This is a genomic window from Paenibacillus sp. 01T443 (genome assembly GCF_056398325.1).
Window position 1 is genome coordinate 90,892 of sequence record NZ_JBFTPE010000015.1, and the last position, 19,408, is coordinate 110,299.

20 protein-coding genes and 2 pseudogenes are annotated in these 19,408 nt (G+C 42.8%); 1 reads left to right on the plus strand and 21 read right to left on the minus strand.

Annotation, left to right across the window (positions count from 1 at the left end; all coding sequences use genetic code 11):
• Positions 1-272: 272 nt before the first annotated feature.
• The 20 genes and pseudogenes from AC1DLI_RS24825 to AC1DLI_RS24920 all read right to left on the minus strand — a co-directional run bounded on the left by AC1DLI_RS24825 (position 273) and on the right by AC1DLI_RS24920 (position 17,556).
• On the minus strand, positions 273-989 hold the full coding sequence (locus tag AC1DLI_RS24825) for a hypothetical protein (RefSeq protein WP_477607153.1): 717 nt from the start codon (positions 987-989) through the stop codon (positions 273-275).
• The gene (locus tag AC1DLI_RS24830) at positions 986-1,861 is read right to left on the minus strand and encodes an ABC transporter ATP-binding protein (RefSeq protein WP_477607154.1); all 876 of its coding nucleotides are present in this window, start codon (positions 1,859-1,861) and stop codon (positions 986-988) included. The genes AC1DLI_RS24825 and AC1DLI_RS24830 overlap by 4 nt, the downstream gene beginning before the upstream one ends.
• A complete protein-coding gene (locus AC1DLI_RS24835) occupies positions 1,861-2,223 on the minus strand; it encodes a GntR family transcriptional regulator (RefSeq protein ID WP_169086672.1) in 363 nt (120 codons plus the stop codon). The genes AC1DLI_RS24830 and AC1DLI_RS24835 overlap by 1 nt, the downstream gene beginning before the upstream one ends.
• A gap of 210 nt (positions 2,224-2,433) precedes the next feature.
• Positions 2,434-2,640 (minus strand): annotated as a pseudogene (locus AC1DLI_RS24840) (transposase); the annotation flags it as partial.
• Between the two features lie 245 nt (positions 2,641-2,885).
• Positions 2,886-3,085: pseudogene (locus AC1DLI_RS24845) on the minus strand (cell wall hydrolase); the annotation flags it as partial.
• A 142-nt stretch (positions 3,086-3,227) separates the two neighbouring features.
• Positions 3,228-3,746 (minus strand): GNAT family N-acetyltransferase, encoded by a 519-nt coding sequence (locus tag AC1DLI_RS24850; RefSeq protein WP_477607155.1) that lies wholly within the window; start codon positions 3,744-3,746, stop codon positions 3,228-3,230.
• Positions 3,747-3,973: 227 nt separating this feature from the next.
• Positions 3,974-4,288, minus strand: a complete 315-nt coding sequence (locus AC1DLI_RS24855) for an HAD-IA family hydrolase (RefSeq protein ID WP_477607156.1) — start codon at positions 4,286-4,288, stop codon at positions 3,974-3,976.
• A 220-nt stretch (positions 4,289-4,508) separates the two neighbouring features.
• Positions 4,509-5,057, minus strand: coding sequence for a VanZ family protein (locus AC1DLI_RS24860; RefSeq protein WP_477607157.1), 549 nt, complete (start codon positions 5,055-5,057; stop codon positions 4,509-4,511).
• 189 nt (positions 5,058-5,246) lie between these two features.
• Positions 5,247-5,693 (minus strand): SRPBCC family protein, encoded by a 447-nt coding sequence (locus AC1DLI_RS24865; RefSeq protein ID WP_477607158.1) that lies wholly within the window; start codon positions 5,691-5,693, stop codon positions 5,247-5,249.
• A gap of 974 nt (positions 5,694-6,667) precedes the next feature.
• Positions 6,668-8,272, minus strand: a complete 1,605-nt coding sequence (locus AC1DLI_RS24870) for a hypothetical protein (RefSeq protein ID WP_477607159.1) — start codon at positions 8,270-8,272, stop codon at positions 6,668-6,670.
• Positions 8,256-8,969: an ABC transporter ATP-binding protein gene (locus tag AC1DLI_RS24875; RefSeq protein ID WP_477607160.1), complete on the minus strand. Its 714-nt coding sequence runs from the start codon at positions 8,967-8,969 to the stop codon at positions 8,256-8,258. The genes AC1DLI_RS24870 and AC1DLI_RS24875 overlap by 17 nt, the downstream gene beginning before the upstream one ends.
• Entirely contained in the window at positions 8,926-9,165 is a 240-nt protein-coding gene (locus AC1DLI_RS24880; protein WP_477607161.1) for a hypothetical protein, read from the minus strand. Before AC1DLI_RS24880 ends, AC1DLI_RS24875 begins: the two co-directional genes overlap by 44 nt.
• Before the next feature lie 82 nt (positions 9,166-9,247).
• The gene (locus AC1DLI_RS24885) at positions 9,248-10,060 is read right to left on the minus strand and encodes a class I SAM-dependent methyltransferase (protein ID WP_477607162.1); all 813 of its coding nucleotides are present in this window, start codon (positions 10,058-10,060) and stop codon (positions 9,248-9,250) included.
• A gap of 173 nt (positions 10,061-10,233) precedes the next feature.
• Positions 10,234-11,010, minus strand: a complete 777-nt coding sequence (locus AC1DLI_RS24890; protein WP_477607163.1) for a Cof-type HAD-IIB family hydrolase — start codon at positions 11,008-11,010, stop codon at positions 10,234-10,236.
• 708 nt (positions 11,011-11,718) lie between these two features.
• A complete protein-coding gene (locus tag AC1DLI_RS24895; RefSeq protein WP_477607164.1) occupies positions 11,719-11,973 on the minus strand; it encodes a MerR family transcriptional regulator in 255 nt (84 codons plus the stop codon).
• A 34-nt stretch (positions 11,974-12,007) separates the two neighbouring features.
• Positions 12,008-12,646 (minus strand): GOLPH3/VPS74 family protein, encoded by a 639-nt coding sequence (locus AC1DLI_RS24900; protein WP_477607165.1) that lies wholly within the window; start codon positions 12,644-12,646, stop codon positions 12,008-12,010.
• A gap of 276 nt (positions 12,647-12,922) precedes the next feature.
• Positions 12,923-13,471, minus strand: a complete 549-nt coding sequence (locus AC1DLI_RS24905; RefSeq protein ID WP_477607166.1) for an N-acetylmuramoyl-L-alanine amidase family protein — start codon at positions 13,469-13,471, stop codon at positions 12,923-12,925.
• A gap of 285 nt (positions 13,472-13,756) precedes the next feature.
• On the minus strand, positions 13,757-15,571 hold the full coding sequence (locus AC1DLI_RS24910; protein WP_477607167.1) for a sensor histidine kinase: 1,815 nt from the start codon (positions 15,569-15,571) through the stop codon (positions 13,757-13,759).
• A complete protein-coding gene (locus tag AC1DLI_RS24915; RefSeq protein WP_477607168.1) occupies positions 15,568-16,251 on the minus strand; it encodes a response regulator transcription factor in 684 nt (227 codons plus the stop codon). Before AC1DLI_RS24915 ends, AC1DLI_RS24910 begins: the two co-directional genes overlap by 4 nt.
• Positions 16,252-16,662: 411 nt before the next feature.
• Entirely contained in the window at positions 16,663-17,556 is an 894-nt protein-coding gene (locus AC1DLI_RS24920; RefSeq protein ID WP_477607169.1) for a LysR family transcriptional regulator, read from the minus strand.
• A gap of 160 nt (positions 17,557-17,716) precedes the next feature.
• Here AC1DLI_RS24920 and AC1DLI_RS24925 point away from each other — a divergent pair, with 160 nt between their 5' ends.
• Positions 17,717-18,349 carry a hypothetical protein gene (locus tag AC1DLI_RS24925; protein WP_477607170.1) on the plus strand — a complete coding sequence of 211 codons (633 nt, stop codon included), beginning with the start codon at positions 17,717-17,719 and terminating at the stop codon, positions 18,347-18,349.
• Positions 18,350-18,569: 220 nt separating this feature from the next.
• Here the strand turns inward: AC1DLI_RS24925 and AC1DLI_RS24930 are convergent, their stop codons facing one another.
• Positions 18,570-19,325 carry a class I SAM-dependent methyltransferase gene (locus tag AC1DLI_RS24930; protein WP_477607171.1) on the minus strand — a complete coding sequence of 252 codons (756 nt, stop codon included), beginning with the start codon at positions 19,323-19,325 and terminating at the stop codon, positions 18,570-18,572.
• Positions 19,326-19,408: the final 83 nt, after the last annotated feature.

The window sequence follows — 19,408 nt, forward strand, 5'->3', positions numbered from 1 at the left end:
CGAATAACCGAGTTCCAGTTTTTCACTATCCTACCCGTTAGCGTAAGTTAATGAGGAAAAGACAGCCGATTGTCCTACTGGCTGCCTCGGTGTCAATATTCAGCTATCGTGTCCCGTTAGCTTAATGGATGATGCCGAAATCCGGCTGATGCCACTTCCATGTTTCTGCCCATTTCTTCTCGAATCCGCTTCAACTTCGGTCCGGTCGAATGCCGCTCGTACACCCGATCCGGATGATATATGTTGTTGATAGCGGTCCAACCATTTATTCGTTATCCTTTTCTCGGCATCGGATGCAATGGCGCATGGCGCAGCATAGGATACGTGGCGAACAACGCAGCCAGACTCACCGCCCCGATGCATGAAGCGATCGCCATCGCACTCATCTTGAAATTCGACGTCAAGTCGAACAAGGCGGAAATAATGCCTCCATAATAAAGAAATATGCCTGCGACCGTTACGATCATTAATATAATAACGCTGCGCATAAATCCTACCCGATACACGATGGCGTTGCCGAAAAATGTAAGACCGAAGCATGTCATGCCCACCATCAGATCGATCCACAAATAGTCGAAGAAATGGTACTCTGCCAGAAACAACCTTGCAGCATGAAGAATGCCGGCTTCTACCGAATTCCATTGATAGATCGTGACTAGCGCGTATTGGCAGATGTTCAGACACAAGACGCTGAAAATAACGCCCCCTATGCCCATGCCGTAGTAAGCTTTAAGGAATTGCTCGCGCGTACTTCCCATTCCGATCGTTATTGGAAAGAGGGACTTGAATCCGAAGAGCCCGAATCCGGCGAGAAAGAAGTATGCAGGCCCTGATATCGCGGCAATCGTTTCCCGATCGAGGTCAAAGACCAAGCCCGCGATGATCCATACGATCGTCAACGGAACGGTAATGGACAGCAGCATAAGTTTGGCAAAATACCAGCTCACATCATGGTACATCAATCGGAATACCGCGCTCTGTGCGTTCATATGTTTACCTCCGCATCTTCAGTTATATTAAGCAAATAATTTTGCAAGTTTGCTTTCTCAATGGAAAGTCCATAGGCTTGTGCTTGCTCTTTCCATTGCTTCGAATATGGGGCGTCGAGCATCACCCTGATTTTCGATCCCATCGCGCTTTTCTCCAGCACTTTATGACCGTCAATAACGTTTATCACCGCGCTCCGTTCGCCAACCAACCATATACCTTGCTCGCGGAACTCGTCGATCGGTTTATGATGCAGCAACTTGCCCTTGTGCATAACGATCAATGATTCGCAGAGCGTTTGGACTTCTTCAATATGATGCGTCGAAATCAGAATGAGACGAGGCAATTGTTCATGGCTTTCCCTTAATGCCTCATACAGCTTTCTCCGTATCCCGGCATCCAGGCCGTTCGTCGGCTCATCGAGTATCGTTACGTCGGCATGACTAGATAACCCGATAATAAACTGTAGCGCAGATTTCATCCCTTTGGACAGTTTGGATACTTTCTTCTTGCGGTCCAATCTGAAAGTTTCGACCAGACGGTCTGCCGTAGCTTGATCCCAGTTGGCATTGAAATATCGACCGAAACGAAGCGCATCCTGTACCGTCCAGATCGTGCTGAACGGATGATCCTCCTGCATGTAGCAAACATGCCGAACTGCCGCCGGGTTACCGTAAGGTGCCGAGCCCATAACTTGAACCGTTCCGCCGTGAGGCCGTTGATGACCGGCCAGTAGTCTCATCAGCGTTGTTTTGCCGGCCCCGTTGCGCCCCCACAGCCCAGTGATCACCGGCTCCTTCTCCTCGAACGATACTTTATCGAGAACGGGAACGTTGTCGTACGAATACGCCACTTCGTTTACGTCTATCATCATTACTCCTCCTCCAGAATCAACTGAACGACCGATTCCTTGCTTAATCCGATTCTCTTCGCTTCTTCCAACAAGGGAAGGACGAATTGTTCGCGATAGTGACGCTGACGTTCCTTCAACAATTGCAGCTTCGCTCCACTCTCTACAAACATGCCTATCCCTCGCTGTTTATAAATAATTCCTGCATCCACCAAAGCCTGGAGACCCTTGCGTACTGTCGCCCGATTGATGTTATAGAAGCGCGACAATTCATTTTCGGAAGGAATTTGTTCCTCTTCGTTCAATTCGCCCCCCACAATCTCGTCCATGATCATTTGGGCAATCTGTTGAAAGATTGGTTGGGATTCATCCAATGTCGGTTTCATCAAGGACCTCTTTTCTCTAAGAACGATTACGATGTTGAACGGTTGGTTACTCGTGCATACAACTATACATGGATTTGAACTAATTGTCTATAACCGCCGTGGACCAAATAAGCGAAAAAAACCTCTACCTCATGAAGAGGCAGAAGGTTAGCAAATGCGCCCGCCGCAAAATCGGCGATGTGATATATTAGACCTTACTTAATGATCAATTCAACACACCTTGCGTTTGTATTGGTAGATTTGAAACCATCCTAGAATGAAGCAAAAATGAATCAGGAGGTTGCGCTCCAAATTCATGACCAGTTGAACAATTACGGTTTGGCTGGTCTTCGCAAGGCGTGCTTGAATACGACCAATCCCGAACCTTCGCTTGGTCTCACCGAATTTGCTCTCAATTTTGTTTTGCTCGGATGCATCAATATAATAGCTTCGACGGTATTACCCTAAAAGTTGATTCCCGTATTACTTTGCACATTAGCCGGATTCCTTAGCGTACGTTTTTCGCGTTTTGTTCGCGGGACCCCTATCTGAAGTGTTCGCGCAGTGATTACACTATCCTGCCCGTTAGTTGAGAAGACGGCAGCCACACCATGAACTGCACCCCGTCAAGTAGAACATGGCTGTGACAAGTCAGGTTAAGAGATCCTAATGAGCTCTTTTCGTTAAAACGTATTATATACATTTTCACATTCTTTCGCGGTCGGTTCATAAAAACAGTGCTTCTTCCATCGTCCTACGAACGGCTGATTATACCAAGTCGGCGGACATGGCCGGGATTTTCGAACGATCCTGGTCGGAAATACCATAGGGAGAATTTGGCTGGCCAATTCCGCTCCCCATTCACAGCCCGTTGCGCCAGACGGTGAAGCGGATGTGTTACTCTGGCAAAAGAGAGAGTGATAATAAATAACCATTCCACCTTCTGCCAGTTAGCTTAACAAAGAAATGGAGCAGCTGCCGCAGCAAACTGCTCCTTGTATGTTCAACTATCCTTACCCGTTAGTTCAGCTTTTTATTGAATCAAATACAAAGACAGGACCATTCCACTTATCATTTTGTATAAGCTGCTCATTATAAAAATTAGTTTCTTTGTATTGTGTAATTACCTGCTTCCAAAATTCATACGCTCTCTTATTAGCAAATGTCTGTCGCACCTCCCATACACCACAGTACTGTTCAAACAGTGAGTAAGCAACTTTCCTACCTACTCCTTTGCGCCTGTATTTCCTCATAATAAAGAATTCACTTATCGTGTTTGTTTTTTCAGCAGTACTCAGTTTCATATATTCTTTTGGAACATCGAGGCTAATCAGAACAAAGCCAGCAATCTCCCCATCCACTTTGACTAAAAAAGGACGTCGATACTCATCTGTCCACTGATGATCGAAGTATTTGTATAAGTACAGCCCATGGTTGTTTAATACGTGTCCGTCAAATTCGCTACTGTCGTAACGATATAGCTGAATGAGATTGTAAAGTACTGTCTTCTCTTCATACGGGACCAGTGTTATTTCAATATTCATCGCATACCCTCCTTAACTACTTGGGGTATTTTACCATAAGACTGGTGGTCAAGTATGCATATAACCAAACTAACCTGCCCCTTAGCTTAATAATAAATGGAGCAGCTGCCGCGGCAAACTGCTCCATTTTCCGTTCAACTATCGTGTCTCGTTAACGTAATGAGAATATACAATAGAATCTACTCCACGAACTTAGATGTAGCATGTAGCATGTACCACTAACAACTTCAGATTTGGTTAAGTTGTTCAATAAGTAACTCCAGGTTTATTTGTTCCATCGATACCAAACGTAAATCAATATCACAAAATGATAAATCCTTAGTAACATCATTTGGAACAATAACGCAATACATGCCCGCTCTTTTCGCAGCTAATGCACCATTTGGGGAATCCTCAAAAGCAATAGCCTCTTTAGGTTCAATACAGAAATTTTTTATTACTTGAAGGTATAGGTCCGGGTCGGGTTTTACTTTCTTTGCATCCTCCCGAACACGAATGCAATCGAAATAGTGTACCAAGTTAAGCGTATTAAGATACCCCATAACCTAATCTTTTGGTGCACTTGATGCTAAGCCGACTTTTAGACCTAAATCCTTGGCAGATTTTAAATATCCCTCCACACCAGGTCTTTTAATAAAATACGGGGTTTTATTTTGTAAATGTACAATTAAACTATTCTTCCCGTTAGCTCAACGAGGCTGCCGTTTCATGTCGGCAGTCTCGTTCTGGTGATAGTTAAACTATAGTCCCCGTTAGTGCAATTCAGAGTCTCAATGTCACCATGTATAATAAATATAATATAACAGGTAATCCTATAGCAGATATTATTGTGATTACGGTGCGTACTTTTTTCTCATATCGTAATATAAACGCTAAAAACTTATACCCTAAAATACCAATCAATCCACCCAAACAATTTAAAATTATGTCATCAATGTCTGATGTTCCGATGCCTAAAAGCCCCTGAGTGATTTCAACAGATAAACTCACAAAGAATATAAACAACAGATTGATTATTACTCTTTTGTCCTTTTTGAATAATGACAAATAAGTACCAAGAGGAATAAGAATAACTATATTACCAACCACATTACTAAAAGCGAATTTTTTTATAGTCGTAGAACCGCCAAGTATATATTCCTTTATACTATAAAATGGAATAAGATTGATTGACCTATTTAAAGTCCTTTGACTATTAAACATCTCCAAAAGTGAAATTCTTGATAAGAACAATAATTTAATTAAAAAAACTATGTAACAAATGAAGACACCATATAAAAAGATTGTTTTAATTCGTTCTCGTTTATTCATAATACCTCCTTTTTCATCATTTTTACGTGCTTAATAAAACTAAATTAAGTATAGTCTAATTAGCGTCCCCCGTTTGTTCAATGGCAAGGTTGAACGAAAGAAGCCATGGTTCTGTTCCAAGCTGTACTCTTTCATTCCGTTAGCAGAATCATAACTTGCGGGTTGCCGTGAGGCTCTTGCTGAGGTGTATTACTTCTGTTCAGGAAGGTGCTTCGATAGATTGTCGAGCGTATTAGACCAGCCGTCGTACACATACTGATCGCCGGGGTGACCAGCGAAACCGCGTAGTTGGAAGATCATCTCGGTGCAATCGCCTTGTGCGGTGAGGGTTAGGGTTACCACAGGGGAGTCCTCGATGGGAGCATCGGGGTAACCCCAGGTGAAGACGAGCCGTTCATAAGGAATGACATCAAGGAACACACCTCCGGTTAGATACTCCTGGCCGGTTTCCTTATTGACCATTGTGTAGCGATAGCATCCGCCTTCGCGGACGTCGAAGGAGATTGACTCCAGAGGTGTCGAAGGCAGCCAGGCGGCGAGTTCCTTCTTCTCGGTCCAGGCACGCCATACAAGCTCGCGGCGGGCATTCAGGGTGCGGGTAATGGTGAACTCTGGTGCAGATGTGGTCATGTTCATTGTTCCTCCTTTTGGGTCATGGACTTGAGGTGCAATTCCAGAGCGCCAAAGTGCTGGTTCCACTCGCGGCGGTGCTTCTCGACCCAGGCCGATGCCTCATCGAGAGGCCAAGTGCGCATCGTCAGGGTCCGCCATTGGGCTTTTGCTGTGCGTAATCTGGAATCGATATTATACCATCTAAAATGCCCAAAAGATTTGAAATGGTATACACCTGGACTTATAATATCTCCCTTATACATATCTAGAAAAATGTTCTATCACATATAATAACAAACTGTAGGAGATCATGACTGGCAAAAATTAATTATTGCTAAGCTATATTGCCCGATATCTTAAAAGAGGCAGCCGATCGTTGTGATCGGCTGCCTCCATGTCATTATTGAGCTATCGTACCCGTTAGCTTAAACTACATTTTTTTCGAGCAGTTACAATGGGCTGGTAATAACCCGATTCTGATGGCATACACCACTCGATATCAGAGAATCCAGTTGTACTCAAAATATGACTAAATTCATCTCTTAATAAAGCTCGGTATCTCGTTTATTATGTTTTGTTATCCATTGTCCATTAATTTCTTGTATTAAAAAATGGTTTGTCTGATAGGTCATTTTTAACTTTTGAATACATATTGCTTACAGCGATATATAAATCTTCATCCGTCAGAAGGTGCGGGAATGCACTAACTGCGGAAATAAATAGCTTCAATTTGCTCATCCAAAAAATCGATATGCCCAATCATCGTTTTAAGCATTAACCGCTGGTGTGTATTCACATTTCCTTGAAGAGCTAAATTTTCTTTTTTTTTTAGTGCTGCGTAGAGGCATTGATGGCTACTTAGGTAACCATGGAAAAAGTGCCAAAGCCGTTCATGTGCCCAACCCTATGCGAATAAAAAGGCCCTGCAGCAAGCCATGATCCGTTCGGAATGATGGCTTGCTGCAGGGCCTGACCTATTCTGGGGTGCAGCAAATCGCTCATTTCACTCTGAAAGTGCGAGGTCCCCATCTTCTAACAAGGATCAACGCCGTCATGAAGTAAACGACCGTGATGGCGACTATGGCTATCGTGAGTGCCGCGGTATCGACTTTCAGGATGATGACCAATACGAACGCCATAGAAACAACAACGTTTACGATAAAGAAAAAAGGATTTTTCATATTTAGCTCGGTCGAATAAGGCTGCAGGATGTAATATAGGAACAGGTGGTGAATGGAGAAAAACACAGAAAGCGCAAACACGAAGAGCAACGTCAGGAGCAATTCTTCTGTCGGAACTCCCCCGGCAGCCAGAGCAAATCCGGTCAATGCGGCTCCAAGCGCGGCGGCAAGCGCCAGATTAAGCCCGCAGATGCGGGATAACCGTTGACGGAAATGACGGTCGGCCGCTTTTCGGTAGAAGCTGTACCGCATAAGGCTGAGATCACAGTTATAGAATATGGCCTTACACGCTCTTTCTCCTATGGACAGGAAGTTCATGATCCAAATCAAATAAGGGATTCCCATTGTCCAGTTTGCAGCCAGGGAGGAGGCCCTTTCGGTATCGATGACAGAGAACGTTACGCCGATCACCCCTAAGGCGCCGATAATCGCCATTCTGTTCCACAGGGGTCGTACGATTAGACTGCGATGCCTGGCGAAAAACAATGCATTCAGATACGCATAACCTTCCCGACTCTTCAATTGGTCCGTCTGCCCGACGGTAGGCGTAAAGTCGATGTCCTTCAATTTCACCTGTTTTTGATTGGCTTCATTGAACATTTGCCCAAGATCGAGCAGCGGATCATCCCGCTTCGTCGCAGCATCCACTGCCGTTCGATAGTCAGAATATCGTTTTAACTGCACCGCGGCACTCGCGCCAAACACCGCAATGACCATCGTAACGGGCCAAAGGAGCAACAGATTGCCGATGGAAGGAGTCCATTTTAGTAATATCGGCGCATAAGCAGCACCGTAGCCAAGTCCAATCGCAAGCCACACAACCACAGTATTTTTGATGAGTACGATGCCCGTTTTTTGAAAAAGTTTCAGATGGAGATATTCGCAGAACACCCGCCAAAGCGTGACCGACACGGCCAGCGCCATCCCCTGAAGAACCGGGACATTCAGGAAGGAGGTGAAGAGCAGCATTGCCGGAATATAGTAGATAAAGTATGAGAAATAACGATATCCCAGCGACGCTTGCATATAAGCGGCAGGCTTCATCCGCATGAGCTTGACTGCAATGTACTTCTCACGTTTCGTCTCCATAACCGATGCACTGATGACACCCGCCGTCCCAAAGCTCAGCAGCAAGAAAATATGCATGAACAGCGAAAGCTGATCCTCCTGAGACAGGGTCTCGTTCCATACGACGGCCGGCACGTAAACCATTAGCCCTAGATAAGCCAGCTTGGATCCGAAGCCCCAAATGATGTGCAGAAGGAATGCGATGATAGCAATCGCCTTTTTCCCATCCAGATTGGCGTATAGAGGATCCTTAACTGCTCGGCCAACCAACGGCAGCTTCTGAGCGTAATAAATCAATCGATTGACGGCTGAGGAAGTCCGAATAGAAAACAGCGTGCTAACTGTTCTCAGCATGACTTTCATCCTTCAGCAAAGAAATAATACTCTGTTCAAACTCCAGACTATGCAGCAATTCGGTCGGTACAGCGGACAATTGACCGTTGTTCAGCACGACAAGCTCATCGCACAAATCGGCGGCCAATTGCAAAATATGGGTGGAGAAAATGAGAATATGATCGCGTTTCATCTCGCGCAGCCTATTCTTCATCTCGAGTGCCACAATCACATCGAAGGAAGTCAGCGGTTCGTCAAGCAGAATGACCGGCGGTTTTGAAATGAGAAAAAGCAGCATCTGAATTTTGTTTTTCATCCCATGGGAGTAGTTTTTAATAAGCCGGTGTCTGTCTTCCTGCGACATGCTCATCCTATCGAAGTAAGTGTCAATATTGGAGTTCGGCTGCTTGTCCCGGTTAATATCGAGGAAGAACTTGACGAATTCATAACCGGTCAGAAATTCGGGCAGGATCGGCAACGAATACACATAACCGATGTCCTCCTCGGCCAGTTTTCTCTCTCCTCCCTCGTCTTTCAACCAAGCATGTCCGCTATCTATCCTGGTTTCACCGCTTAAACAGTTGAACAATGTCGTTTTCCCGGCGCCGTTGCGACCCAGCAGACCGTATATTTTACCCTTATGAAAATGGAACCCTGCGCCCTGGAGCACTTTTTTATCCCCAAAGCTTTTGGTAATCCCTTGTAGGATCAATTCCATGTCTTTTCCCCCATTTCATAGTGCCACCAATCCCATCACGAACCTTCCATGGCTTCCCCACATCTTCAGGATTATATGGGAGTAAGTGAGTAATGAATTCCTCGACGTGCTTTAAAGATCTAGAATTTAGAGCATGACATAATAATTGAATATCATCTTTATTTAACTTATGACCTAAGAAAGCTGTAAAATTCATCCCCATTTTCTTCACCTCGCATATTTATCACTCCATTCCAAGAACTCCTTGAGTAAGAAAAGTTAGCTTAATAATGGTAATTTCATTTATCTTTGTTTTTTCTTCCAATATACATGAAATGTTCAGCTAAACTCATTAGGTCCTCACGTTCACATACTTGCTCTGCCAAGTCCAACCAAGCTGTTATTACTTCAGGTGATTGCTTAAGAAGTTCCGGCTCACGCAAATATAAAAAGCTTTCGCAATTAACCAAATGTAGTTTTTTAAGTTCAAATTTTTCGAAAAATGGAAGTACATCCTTTGGACGTATAAAAAAATTATCCGTAAATCCATGTCCAGAAAAATTCACATCGTCAAGAATAATATTGAGTTCTGATTTTCTTTCATCCGTGAGAATCATACCTGGATTGCTGATGAGATAATCCCAAACGAATGAAAAAGACGAGACGAATGCCACGAAAAGAGTTCCATTTGGTTTTAGTTTTTTCAAACATTCGTTTATCGTTTTTACCCTGTCGTTCTCTTCTTTTAGATGATACATCGGTCCCATGCATAACAAGTGGTCAAAATATCCATCTTCAAAAGCTGATAAATCACGGCTATCTACGCAAATGGAATTAAGAGGAAGCTCAAGTTCTTGTGCCTTATTCATCGCAAAATCTACGTTGTTTTGTGAAAGGTCGGCAAGTGTTACATCGCAGCCAAGCTCAGAGAGGTAGAGTGAATATTTCCCTGGACCGCCTCCGAGGTCTAATACGATGTCGTTCGGCTTAATGTAACGGTTCATGTAGCGTTTGCTAAGTTCAAACTCCACTTTATGGCGGTCCAACCGGTCCCATTCGTAATGTACGGTTTCATCATAAAATTTTTTTACGATTTCAACGCTATCATCCATGGAAACACTCTCCTAAACCATTTACTAGATAATACCACAATTTTGAACGAATGCGTTGTTACGAGTGACTGCCTGTTAGCTTAATAAAATGAGCAGACCACCGCAGCGCCTGCTCATCCCAGAGTGTTATTCAACTATCGTTACCCTTTAGTTCAATGATGGAGCCTTCAGTATCAAATAACGCCAAATTTTGTTAAGGCATAGTATATGCCATCTTCACTTGCTTTTTTGGTAACGAAATCTGCCTTTTGTTTAAGACGTTCCTCACCGTTGCCCATAGCAATACCAAGGCCAACGAACTCTACCATATCCAAGTCATTTCCACCATCACCAAAAGCGATAGAATTGCAAACGTCAATCTTGTAATAATCCAGTACTTTTTTGATTGCTTCCGATTTAGAGACCACTTGAGTTTCAAGGATGTTCATTACATAACTATGGAAACGTACAAACTGAAGTTGCGGAAAGTTATCAATAAATTTTATTGCTTCACTCTCATCAGCGTACAAACACATACAGTAAATCTCTTCTGGGAGTATGTCTAATTTGTTCGGATAATCGCTAAGAGCAAGGGTCTCTACTAGTGCAGTTCTAACACGTTCTTCTTCTTCTCCGATACCATTCATTGAAATCGAATCTGTAAAATAAGAAATACTGTGTCCGTTTAACTCGGCAAAACTTGATAGTTCACGAACAGTCGCTGGAGAAAGTACTGACTTATAAATAACATCACATTGGGTTTTAACAAGTGCTCCATTTGATGATATTAAAGTATCAATGCCTAGTGCAATTAGTTCTTCGCACAAATTATGTGGTCTCCCTGTTGCAACTACGACCTTAATACCTTCTTCATGAAGCCTCTTAATAGCCACTTTTGTACTTTCAGGGATACCTCTATCTACTTCACTGTATAAAGTACCATCAACATCAAAAAACACTATTTCGTACACCGCGCTAGAATCCCCCTATATTTGAAAACACTTAATTTTACTATACGTTAAGCACCAAAGGAATTCCACGACCAACTGAGCTACTCTGCACGTTAGCTCAACAAAAAAGGCAGCCAATCGTATTTGGCCGGCTGCCGCGGCTGCCTCCTCTAAGCTGGTGATAGCTTAAGGATAAGTATACGACTTTAAGATACATATAAGACATTCTTAGCAAATTCATGTCATTGTTTTAAGAATAAAAAAAGCCACCTCTATGGAAAGGTGACTGTCTAAGCCTAATCAAAAAAGCCGCAATACACGCGGTCTTTAATGAAGTTAATGTTCTTACCACTTTATAATGTTCTTCACTTAGGGTTTGTCTTCCAGCGTAGCTTACCTGTTTTTTCAATTCCGCCCTTTATCATAGAAGCGTCCACCTCATCAAGCATTAAATGGTAAAAGTGTTTCACGCGCTAACATGCTCTGCCCATAAACTCGACAGGCTGCCGAATTTCGGCAGCCTGTCATCCCATCTGACTCCAATTAGCGTACAGACTTGAACGCCGCGCGGAGTTCTTCAACGAAAATTTCCGGCTGTTCCCACGCCGCGAAATGTCCGCCCTTTTTGACCTTGTTGTAATGAATAAGCTTAGGATACGCCTTCTTCGTCCAGCTCTCCGACGCTTGATAAAGCTCGTCAGGGAAGACGCTCACAGCAGCAGGGATTAATTATAATTTTTCTTTAATTTGTTTTATAGTCAATCCTTCTTCTTCTTTCATTACACGAATTTCCTCAAGTCGCTTTAGTGCTAATTCACGTGGGTATCTTCTTGTCAGTCTTATATCCTCTTGCTCAAATGAGATCATATCCTCTTCCGTGTAATATTTAATGGTACTGTATCGAACTCCAGAAAGTTCTACTAACTCACTGATACTCACATACTCTGATGATAAAATTTTATCTAAACTTCTTTTTCTTCCCATATTTTTCTCCCTTATGTTGCTGCAACACTTGAAGCTATAATCCAGATTCAATATTTTGGATAGCTTTATCAATCGTTCTAATTTTTTTATTAATGTCCTCTTTACGCAATATCTCTAGTTTTTGCTTTAAAGTTTTTTGTTCGTAATCAGAAAAATAATCGTTTAGCATATTTTTAATGTTTAAAAATAACACTAAGGCTAATGTATGTTCTTCTACATTCCCATGTTCTAATAACTCAGCTCGAATTTTCTCTACGATGTGGTTCCTTGTATTTGCTACATCCGAATATTTTTTTACTGGAACAACAAATAAAACTTCCGTATTTTCAATCTCTAGAACTCCTTTATCTACAAGGCTTTCTACAACCATTTTATAAATTTCTCTTTGTCTATAATAAAAGTAAGAAACCCACTCCTTTAGCTTCTTAGGTTTCTCAGCAGTCATAATTTCGAGTAATCTGTCAAGATATTTTTCACCTGTGGATGCTGAGTTAGAAATTCTGACAGTATCATCGCCTTCAAATGTAACGTTGCCATTTATAGAAAGTTCCACTATACAAGCCATTATTGTATACAAGGCAACATGCATACGAAAAATAGACTTTAATTTATTGGTTTCACGATCTAATGCAAGTAAGACAAACTCTTGGGGAATTGATAAATTTTTTAACATGGTAGTATCACCCTTTCGAAGACTTTTAACTTACCACTTACCACTTACTACTTACTACTTACTACTTACTACTTACTACTTATGATATTGTACTAAATACAAAAAGTCAAAGGGTTTAGATACTTTGTCATCTTATTACGTATTAACTTTTTGTTCACTTCAGCGGAATTGAACCTTCTTTAAAATGCTTTCTGCTAGCGCAGCGAAGATCATTAAATGATCTATATTCATAAAAAAGGAACATTTACAGGCAAACTGTCTAGTAAACGTTCCTTTTTATATAATCCATTTATTGTGCAGCGACATAACGCCACTGACGATCGCCATCGAAATTTGGTCTTGAAACAATTTGGATTGCATTCTCGCTTCTTCGTTCTTATTTGAAATGTATCCGAGCTCTAACAGAATAGCGGGCTTCGTGTTTTCACGAATTACATGATAATCGCCGAGCTTTACACCTCTATCCTTCGTATCAATGCCCTGTTTGAATAATTGGTCATGTATCTGCCAAGCTATCTCCTGATCCTGTGGTTTGTTATAGTAAGTCGTCATCCCGTATACATCATTGGTTTGGAAGGCATCGAAGTGGATGCTAATGAACAAATCAGCGTTCTTGGCCAGCGCCAATTCCGTTCTTGCTTCCAGTGAGATAGTAGTATCGGCTTCTCTCGTCATGACAACAGTTGCACCTTGTTTGACTAATTCTCTTCTCACGTTTAGCGCTGTGAGCAGCGTGACATCTTTCTCATACGTCCCTAGACTGCCAGTGGAACCTACATCCTTTCCTCCATGGCCGGGATCGAGAACGATTGTTTTTCCGTTCAAAGGCRAGTTCACCTCATTATTTGTTATAATGGTCTCTATTTGGACCGCACCTATTTTTGTCGCTCCTTCAGAGAGAATTTGGAAAAGACCTGTTGACAATACGACTCCGACGACTGCTAGTGTTAAATATTTCGTTGTTTTTTTCATAAGCACATCATAATTAGAACCTATTAAGACGAAATGGAGCTAATATTAAGATGAGATAAAGATTTATGCCCATAAAAAAACCACTCGTCAAGGAGGCGAAGTTCACCTTCTTAGCAAGCGGTTAAAGACAAAATCGTATTATCTTTTCTTTTTCAGGCTAAAGTAAAAAACGACGCCATCCTTCGTATTGGCTACGCCGTATTCGACTCCGTGCAGCTCTAATATATTTTTGGAGATGGCGAGGCCAAGCCCAGTTCCCCCATCGGATCGCTGCCGTGACATATCTCCCCGATAGAACCGATCCCAAACTTTATCCAGTTGCTCCTCAGGGATATGAGCTCCTTTGTTTTCTATACAAACCACGGCTTGATTCGTTTCCTCGATCGTCGAGATAATGATTTCTTGGTTCTCCGGTGTGTATCGAATTGCGTTCGTCATGAAATTCGTGATGACTTGTTCGATACGGTGTTGATTTGCAATGACTTCGAGTGGTATAAGTTGAACGCTTAACCGCAAATGTTTACCGCTAATTTCGGGTGCCAACTGCCCACAGATGGATTCGATCGACTTGTCGATATAGAACTCGTCCATCTGCATCTTGTACGTGCCGGACTCGTATTTCGCAAGCTCGAGCATATCTACAATCAGAAGGTCCATCTTGTCGACTTCTTTCTCCATCGCTTCGAAGTAATAGTCCTTCTTCTGCACGGCCACACCATCCTTAAGAATCGAAATGCAGCTCTTCATGACACTCAACGGCGTTTTCAACTCGTGGGATACGCCTGAGATGAATTCTTTTCTCGTGCGTTCAAGCTGCTTTTCTTTTTCGATATCTTCCCGCAGCTTGCCGATGTAAGAATGCAGCGTAGCAGACAATTGATTAATATTATGCGACAGGTCCCCGATTTCGTCCTTAGAATGAACAGTAATCTTTTCTGAGAAATCGAGATTTGCTATTTTTTTCGTTGTTTGATTGATCTTTAGTAATGGCCTTGCGATTTTTATGGAAAAGTAGAGCGACGCAAACAGAATGAGCACAATGACAAACAACACGATATAGACGTAGTAGTCCTTCACCATCTGTACGGCTTCGTCTACCGGCTGCAGCGATGCCATGGCGAAGATGTAGTTTGTTGTACCATTGTCAAAATGTATCGGCAGTATGAACACCTTGTACTTCACGTTATTTAGCTCGTAATCTTGTATGGATAGCGATTCCGTCTTTTGGATTTCATTAAACAGCAGCTTCGCTTGAAATGAGTTGATTTGTTCTAGGAACAGCTTATTGGAATAGATAAAATCCGATGATCCTCCGCTTTTTGGAAGCCGGATGTCAGTGATTTCTCCAAAAAGAGTGACAACTGACGATTTATTGGAGGTGATCCATTCCTTCTTCGTTTTATATTTTAACTGTTTCTCGCTGCCGACGAAAGATTGTCGCATGAATAGTTCGTTAGAGTATATGACACCCCCCGACTGTTGTTGCAGCGCGATTGGAATTAACATGGAGTTGTTCTTTATCCCGCTAAATAATAAATCGTCGCCAATCGTAAGCAACGGTTGGCCTGAAGTGGCTCCCTCCATGCTCATGACGTTATAGAGAGGAACCTTAATTCGCTCCTTTTCCTCCGCTTTTGTTACAGGTTTTAGCAATTTGAATTCCACGTAAAAATCATTCATATACTTCAAGTTACCATTATGATCGAGGCTTGTAATCGATGCGTTGTTATTCCGGTAAARATCTTGCTCGAGAGTCTGAATGGTGCGCGAATTACCCCCGGCACTCCTATATTCCGACTTAAAGGTCTCCATCTTAGCTTGTAAGTCGTTTACTTTCCGGTTCGCATAATACTCTTTGAAAAAAATCGTCTGTCCAATGTAGATGGTCGCTAATATGAGCATACATAAGGTTGTTGTCAGGATGAACAATTTTAGTACAATGGAGTTTTTCATCCATTGGCCTCGAACTTATAGCCTGTCCGAACGACAGTGACGATCTTTGTCGCCTTATCTCCGAGCTTCGTGCGCAAGTTGCGGATATGAGTATTCACCGTGCGATCATCTCCTGAATACTCATAGCCCCATATTTTTGTGATCAGTTGCTCTCGCGTAATCACAATACCCTGATTCTCCATGAGGTAAGTGAGAATTTCGAATTCGGTATGTGTGAAATTAACTACATTCCCTTCAATCGTGACGGTTCGCGATGGAAAATGAACCTTGATTCCATTTATGCCTAAGGAGTCCTCAGGCTTCGTCAATTTGCCGATTCGGTTGCGGCTTTCGAGCAGACGCTTCGCTCTCGCAAGGAGCACCAGCGGGCTAAAAGGTTTCGTCACATAATCGTCAGCTCCTAGCTCAAATCCGAGCAGCGTATCATCTTCATCGACGCGTGCAGTCAGCATTATGATCGGGACGTTTGAGACTTTTCGAATTCGGCGGCAAACCGACCATCCATCTAACCCCGGCAGCATAATGTCGAGAACAATTAGATCCACTTCATGCTCTTGAAACATCATAAGAGCCGCCTTTCCGTCGGCCGCTTCAATCACCTCATATCCTTCGCTTAAAAAGTAATCTTTACTAATTTCACGTAGTATTTCTTCGTCTTCTACGAGCAAAATGGTTTTCATTCTGGTGCTCCTGTTTCGCGGTATTCTATAGGAGGAATCCTAGTAGCTTCTTTTCATTCCTTCTTTATTGTACGGAAAGCATATCAAGATTAAATTTAGATGATGTAAAGATGAGATGAAGTAATTAAAAATGAGAATATGATTTATTTCTTAATGAATGAATTATTAATATCCACCATAAATGTATGCACTGTTAACATACCCCAATTAAAAGCATACCACTATAATTGTTCCGCTATTCTGCCACTAAGGAGCAACATCGCAACAACACAAATAAGCCAGATTTCTCTGGCATTAAAAGTAAGCAATTTACCTTGTTAACTCATATAAAAATCTTTAGCGTTTTACTTAACTTTGACCCGCAAGAAGGACTATTCATCAAAAAGTGCCTTTCATGCGGGTCATATGTGTTTAATGGCCCTCCTCCTTGAGAAAGAAAGCAGCGAGCCGCGCTGCCAGCTCCTTCTGTGCGTGGCTAATAAAGCGGTCAGAACGGTAGACAAGTACCAGATGACGGAATGGCGTGTGCCCAACAATCGGAATGGATACGAGGTCTGAGTTGTCAGGTAGTCCTCTGATCAGGTGCTCGGGCTGTACAGTTCCCCCAATTCCAGCACGAACGAGCTGCAGCAGCGAGGTTGCCGTGCTTGTTTCCATGACAGTAGTTAGCGAAAAACCATGTTCTCTACAAGCATCCTCCACCAGATCCCGGCCCAGAAAGCCAACAGGATACATGACAAGCGGAATATGCTCTAAATCCAGAAGCTCAATTTGTGTTTTGTCGGCAAGAGGATTTGTACGGTTAACAAGCAAATTGTAGGGCTCTGATCCGAGCGGCTCTTGCACAAGTCTTGTGTCGGGAGGGCTTTTTAAACCGATGCCGATATCTACGTTGTTGCTCAGAACCTCTTCTTGAACGTGGATCGTGGATAAGGCTTGAAGCTGGATTTTGGGATATTTTTGGTGAAAATAAATTAACAACGGGACGAGCTGGAAATCCAAATCCGAAGGAAAAACACCTAGGCGGATGCTGCCTCTTTCTCCCGCAAACAGTTCAAAAATCGCGTTTTTAGCGTCTTTTTCCGCTTGAATCATTTTCCCGCCGTGTAACCGCAGCAGCTCGCCGGCTTCCGTCAACATAATTTTTTTGCCGATTCGATCGAAGAGCGGCATACCGAGTTCGCCTTCAAGCACATGAATTTGCTGGCTTAGGGTAGGCTGGCTGATACCGAGATATTCGGCCGCTTTAGTAAAGTGAAGATGCTCGCATACAGCCAAAAAATATTGAATATGGCGGCTATCCATCGACTGGTCTCCTTATAATAGTCATTTGCTATTATAATAATAGAAACAATAGTATTGATCAATGTTACTGCATTCACTATACTCAAATTACACAAGGTATTAGTCATCGATAGGCTACTGTAAACGATACAATCAGCCCTGAGAATGAGAGGTGTACAGCATGAGACAGTCTAATATCGATAACGGAATGACCGAGAGCATCTATATTTTGCTTACTGATACAGGTACTTTGTTTACGAGACTGATTAAAGGATTTACCAGCGCACCGTATAATCACGCATCCATCGTGCTGGATGAGGAGCTGCAAGATGTGTTTAGCTTCGGTCGAAAAAAAGCAAATAACCCATTAGTTGCCGGCTTTGTCAGGGAGGATGTGTATGATGGAACCTTCCGCCACTTTCCAGGTACGCGCTGCGCGCTGCTGCGGCTAGCTGTAACGGCAGAGCAGAAAGCTGAACTGATACGTATTATTCGCAATTTTGAAAAAGATAAGCATCTTTACCGTTATAATTTAATAGGTCTGATCGGGGTGCTGTTTGAGCTGGACCTACATCCCGTCCATTCCTATTTTTGCTCACAATTCGTCGCAGAAACGATGCGTTTAAGCGGAATTCAGATGTGGGACCGTCCATCGTCGCTGGTCACGCCTAACGATATTCTAAAGCAGCCTCAATTTCAAATTGTTTATGAAGGACCGCTTTATGAGTATCCGCTGCTCAACCGTCAGAAGCTTGGCCTTGAATCAAAAGGTCAAATGGCTGCAAGACAGCTTCAGAAACGAAAGATATCGTAATGCAGCAGGTGAAATTGACTAAAATCGATATGAATCAGAATGAGGAAATTCACCTTTAAATTCATGGTGTTGATCCCATACGGATTATCACTCCAAGCGCTAGGTTCTAAAAATAAGTAGCGGCAGCCTTGGACTCGTAAATAAAGTCCTAGGCTGCCGCTTTGCTGATTCAACTAACGTTACCCGTTAGAATAATGATTCTCTATAATCGAAGCTTGATCTATACTTCTCCCCAAAATATCTCAGTTTCATAATCGAATAGAACAAAACCATCCTGATTATTCCTATCAAATAAATTTCGCAGTTCCGTCATCATCGGATTGTAATTCGGTTGCCCGGGCTCAGGGCTGTAGGAAGATGATAGCAACCGGCCTCTCAAGCCCTCGAAATCGAACTCCTGACTCATTCTGAATCGCACTTCACGCATCGTACCTTCCTTGAAAAAAGAGAGAAGCATCGTCTGAGAAATATTTTTATGATTGACTTTTTCGTAGTCGGTTCCGTATGTATGAAGCAGTTGATCGTACTCTTCACGAAATGAAGTACCGTTTGTAAGACGGGAATTCCAGATTAGTATTACTCTCCCACCCGGCTGTAGAATTCTACGGAACTCGGTTTGCGCTGCTAAGCGATCAAACCAATGAAACGCTTGTGCGCAGACAATAAACTCAACCGACTGATCAGGTAATCCAGTAGATTCTGCAGAACCTGATATAGTCTGAAAGTTCGGATTGCTTTCTAACATTTGCTCGACGGCTACCCGCATTGCCTGATTCGGCTCGACCGCGATCACATTGCTTCCGCGTTCCAGAAGTAACTTTGAAAAGATCCCTGTACCGGAACCGATGTCTGCTATTTTACTGTTCGAACGTAAACCGACGAAGTCGTACAAATAATCAACAGCCTCTTTCGGATAGCTCGGGCGGTACTTCAAATATGAATCGACCCGGTTCGAAAATCTTTCTCTACTGTTCATCTCTCGTCACTCTCCCAGTATTTCATTAAAAATGGATTATTGAGCCTAGACAGGGACTAATTTTGGAAAAGAGTACAGAGCGC

What these genes read in the sequence shown, in the direction of transcription:
- AC1DLI_RS24825 (WP_477607153.1), bottom strand. Translation starts at nt 989, where the DNA reads ATGAACGCACAGAGCGCGGTATTCCGATTGATGTACCATGATGTGAGC.
- AC1DLI_RS24830 (WP_477607154.1), bottom strand. Translation starts at nt 1,861, where the DNA reads ATGATGATAGACGTAAACGAAGTGGCGTATTCGTACGACAACGTTCCC.
- AC1DLI_RS24835 (WP_169086672.1), bottom strand. Translation starts at nt 2,223, where the DNA reads ATGAAACCGACATTGGATGAATCCCAACCAATCTTTCAACAGATTGCC.
- AC1DLI_RS24850 (WP_477607155.1), bottom strand. Translation starts at nt 3,746, where the DNA reads ATGAATATTGAAATAACACTGGTCCCGTATGAAGAGAAGACAGTACTT.
- AC1DLI_RS24855 (WP_477607156.1), bottom strand. Translation starts at nt 4,288, where the DNA reads ATGGGGTATCTTAATACGCTTAACTTGGTACACTATTTCGATTGCATT.
- AC1DLI_RS24860 (WP_477607157.1), bottom strand. Translation starts at nt 5,057, where the DNA reads ATGAATAAACGAGAACGAATTAAAACAATCTTTTTATATGGTGTCTTC.
- AC1DLI_RS24865 (WP_477607158.1), bottom strand. Translation starts at nt 5,693, where the DNA reads ATGAACATGACCACATCTGCACCAGAGTTCACCATTACCCGCACCCTG.
- AC1DLI_RS24870 (WP_477607159.1), bottom strand. Translation starts at nt 8,272, where the DNA reads ATGCTGAGAACAGTTAGCACGCTGTTTTCTATTCGGACTTCCTCAGCC.
- AC1DLI_RS24875 (WP_477607160.1), bottom strand. Translation starts at nt 8,969, where the DNA reads ATGGAATTGATCCTACAAGGGATTACCAAAAGCTTTGGGGATAAAAAA.
- AC1DLI_RS24880 (WP_477607161.1), bottom strand. Translation starts at nt 9,165, where the DNA reads ATGAATTTTACAGCTTTCTTAGGTCATAAGTTAAATAAAGATGATATT.
- AC1DLI_RS24885 (WP_477607162.1), bottom strand. Translation starts at nt 10,060, where the DNA reads ATGGATGATAGCGTTGAAATCGTAAAAAAATTTTATGATGAAACCGTA.
- AC1DLI_RS24895 (WP_477607164.1), bottom strand. Translation starts at nt 11,973, where the DNA reads ATGGGAAGAAAAAGAAGTTTAGATAAAATTTTATCATCAGAGTATGTG.
- AC1DLI_RS24900 (WP_477607165.1), bottom strand. Translation starts at nt 12,646, where the DNA reads ATGTTAAAAAATTTATCAATTCCCCAAGAGTTTGTCTTACTTGCATTA.
- AC1DLI_RS24915 (WP_477607168.1), bottom strand. Translation starts at nt 16,251, where the DNA reads ATGAAAACCATTTTGCTCGTAGAAGACGAAGAAATACTACGTGAAATT.
- AC1DLI_RS24920 (WP_477607169.1), bottom strand. Translation starts at nt 17,556, where the DNA reads ATGGATAGCCGCCATATTCAATATTTTTTGGCTGTATGCGAGCATCTT.
- AC1DLI_RS24925 (WP_477607170.1), top strand. Translation starts at nt 17,717, where the DNA reads ATGAGACAGTCTAATATCGATAACGGAATGACCGAGAGCATCTATATT.
- AC1DLI_RS24930 (WP_477607171.1), bottom strand. Translation starts at nt 19,325, where the DNA reads ATGAACAGTAGAGAAAGATTTTCGAACCGGGTCGATTCATATTTGAAG.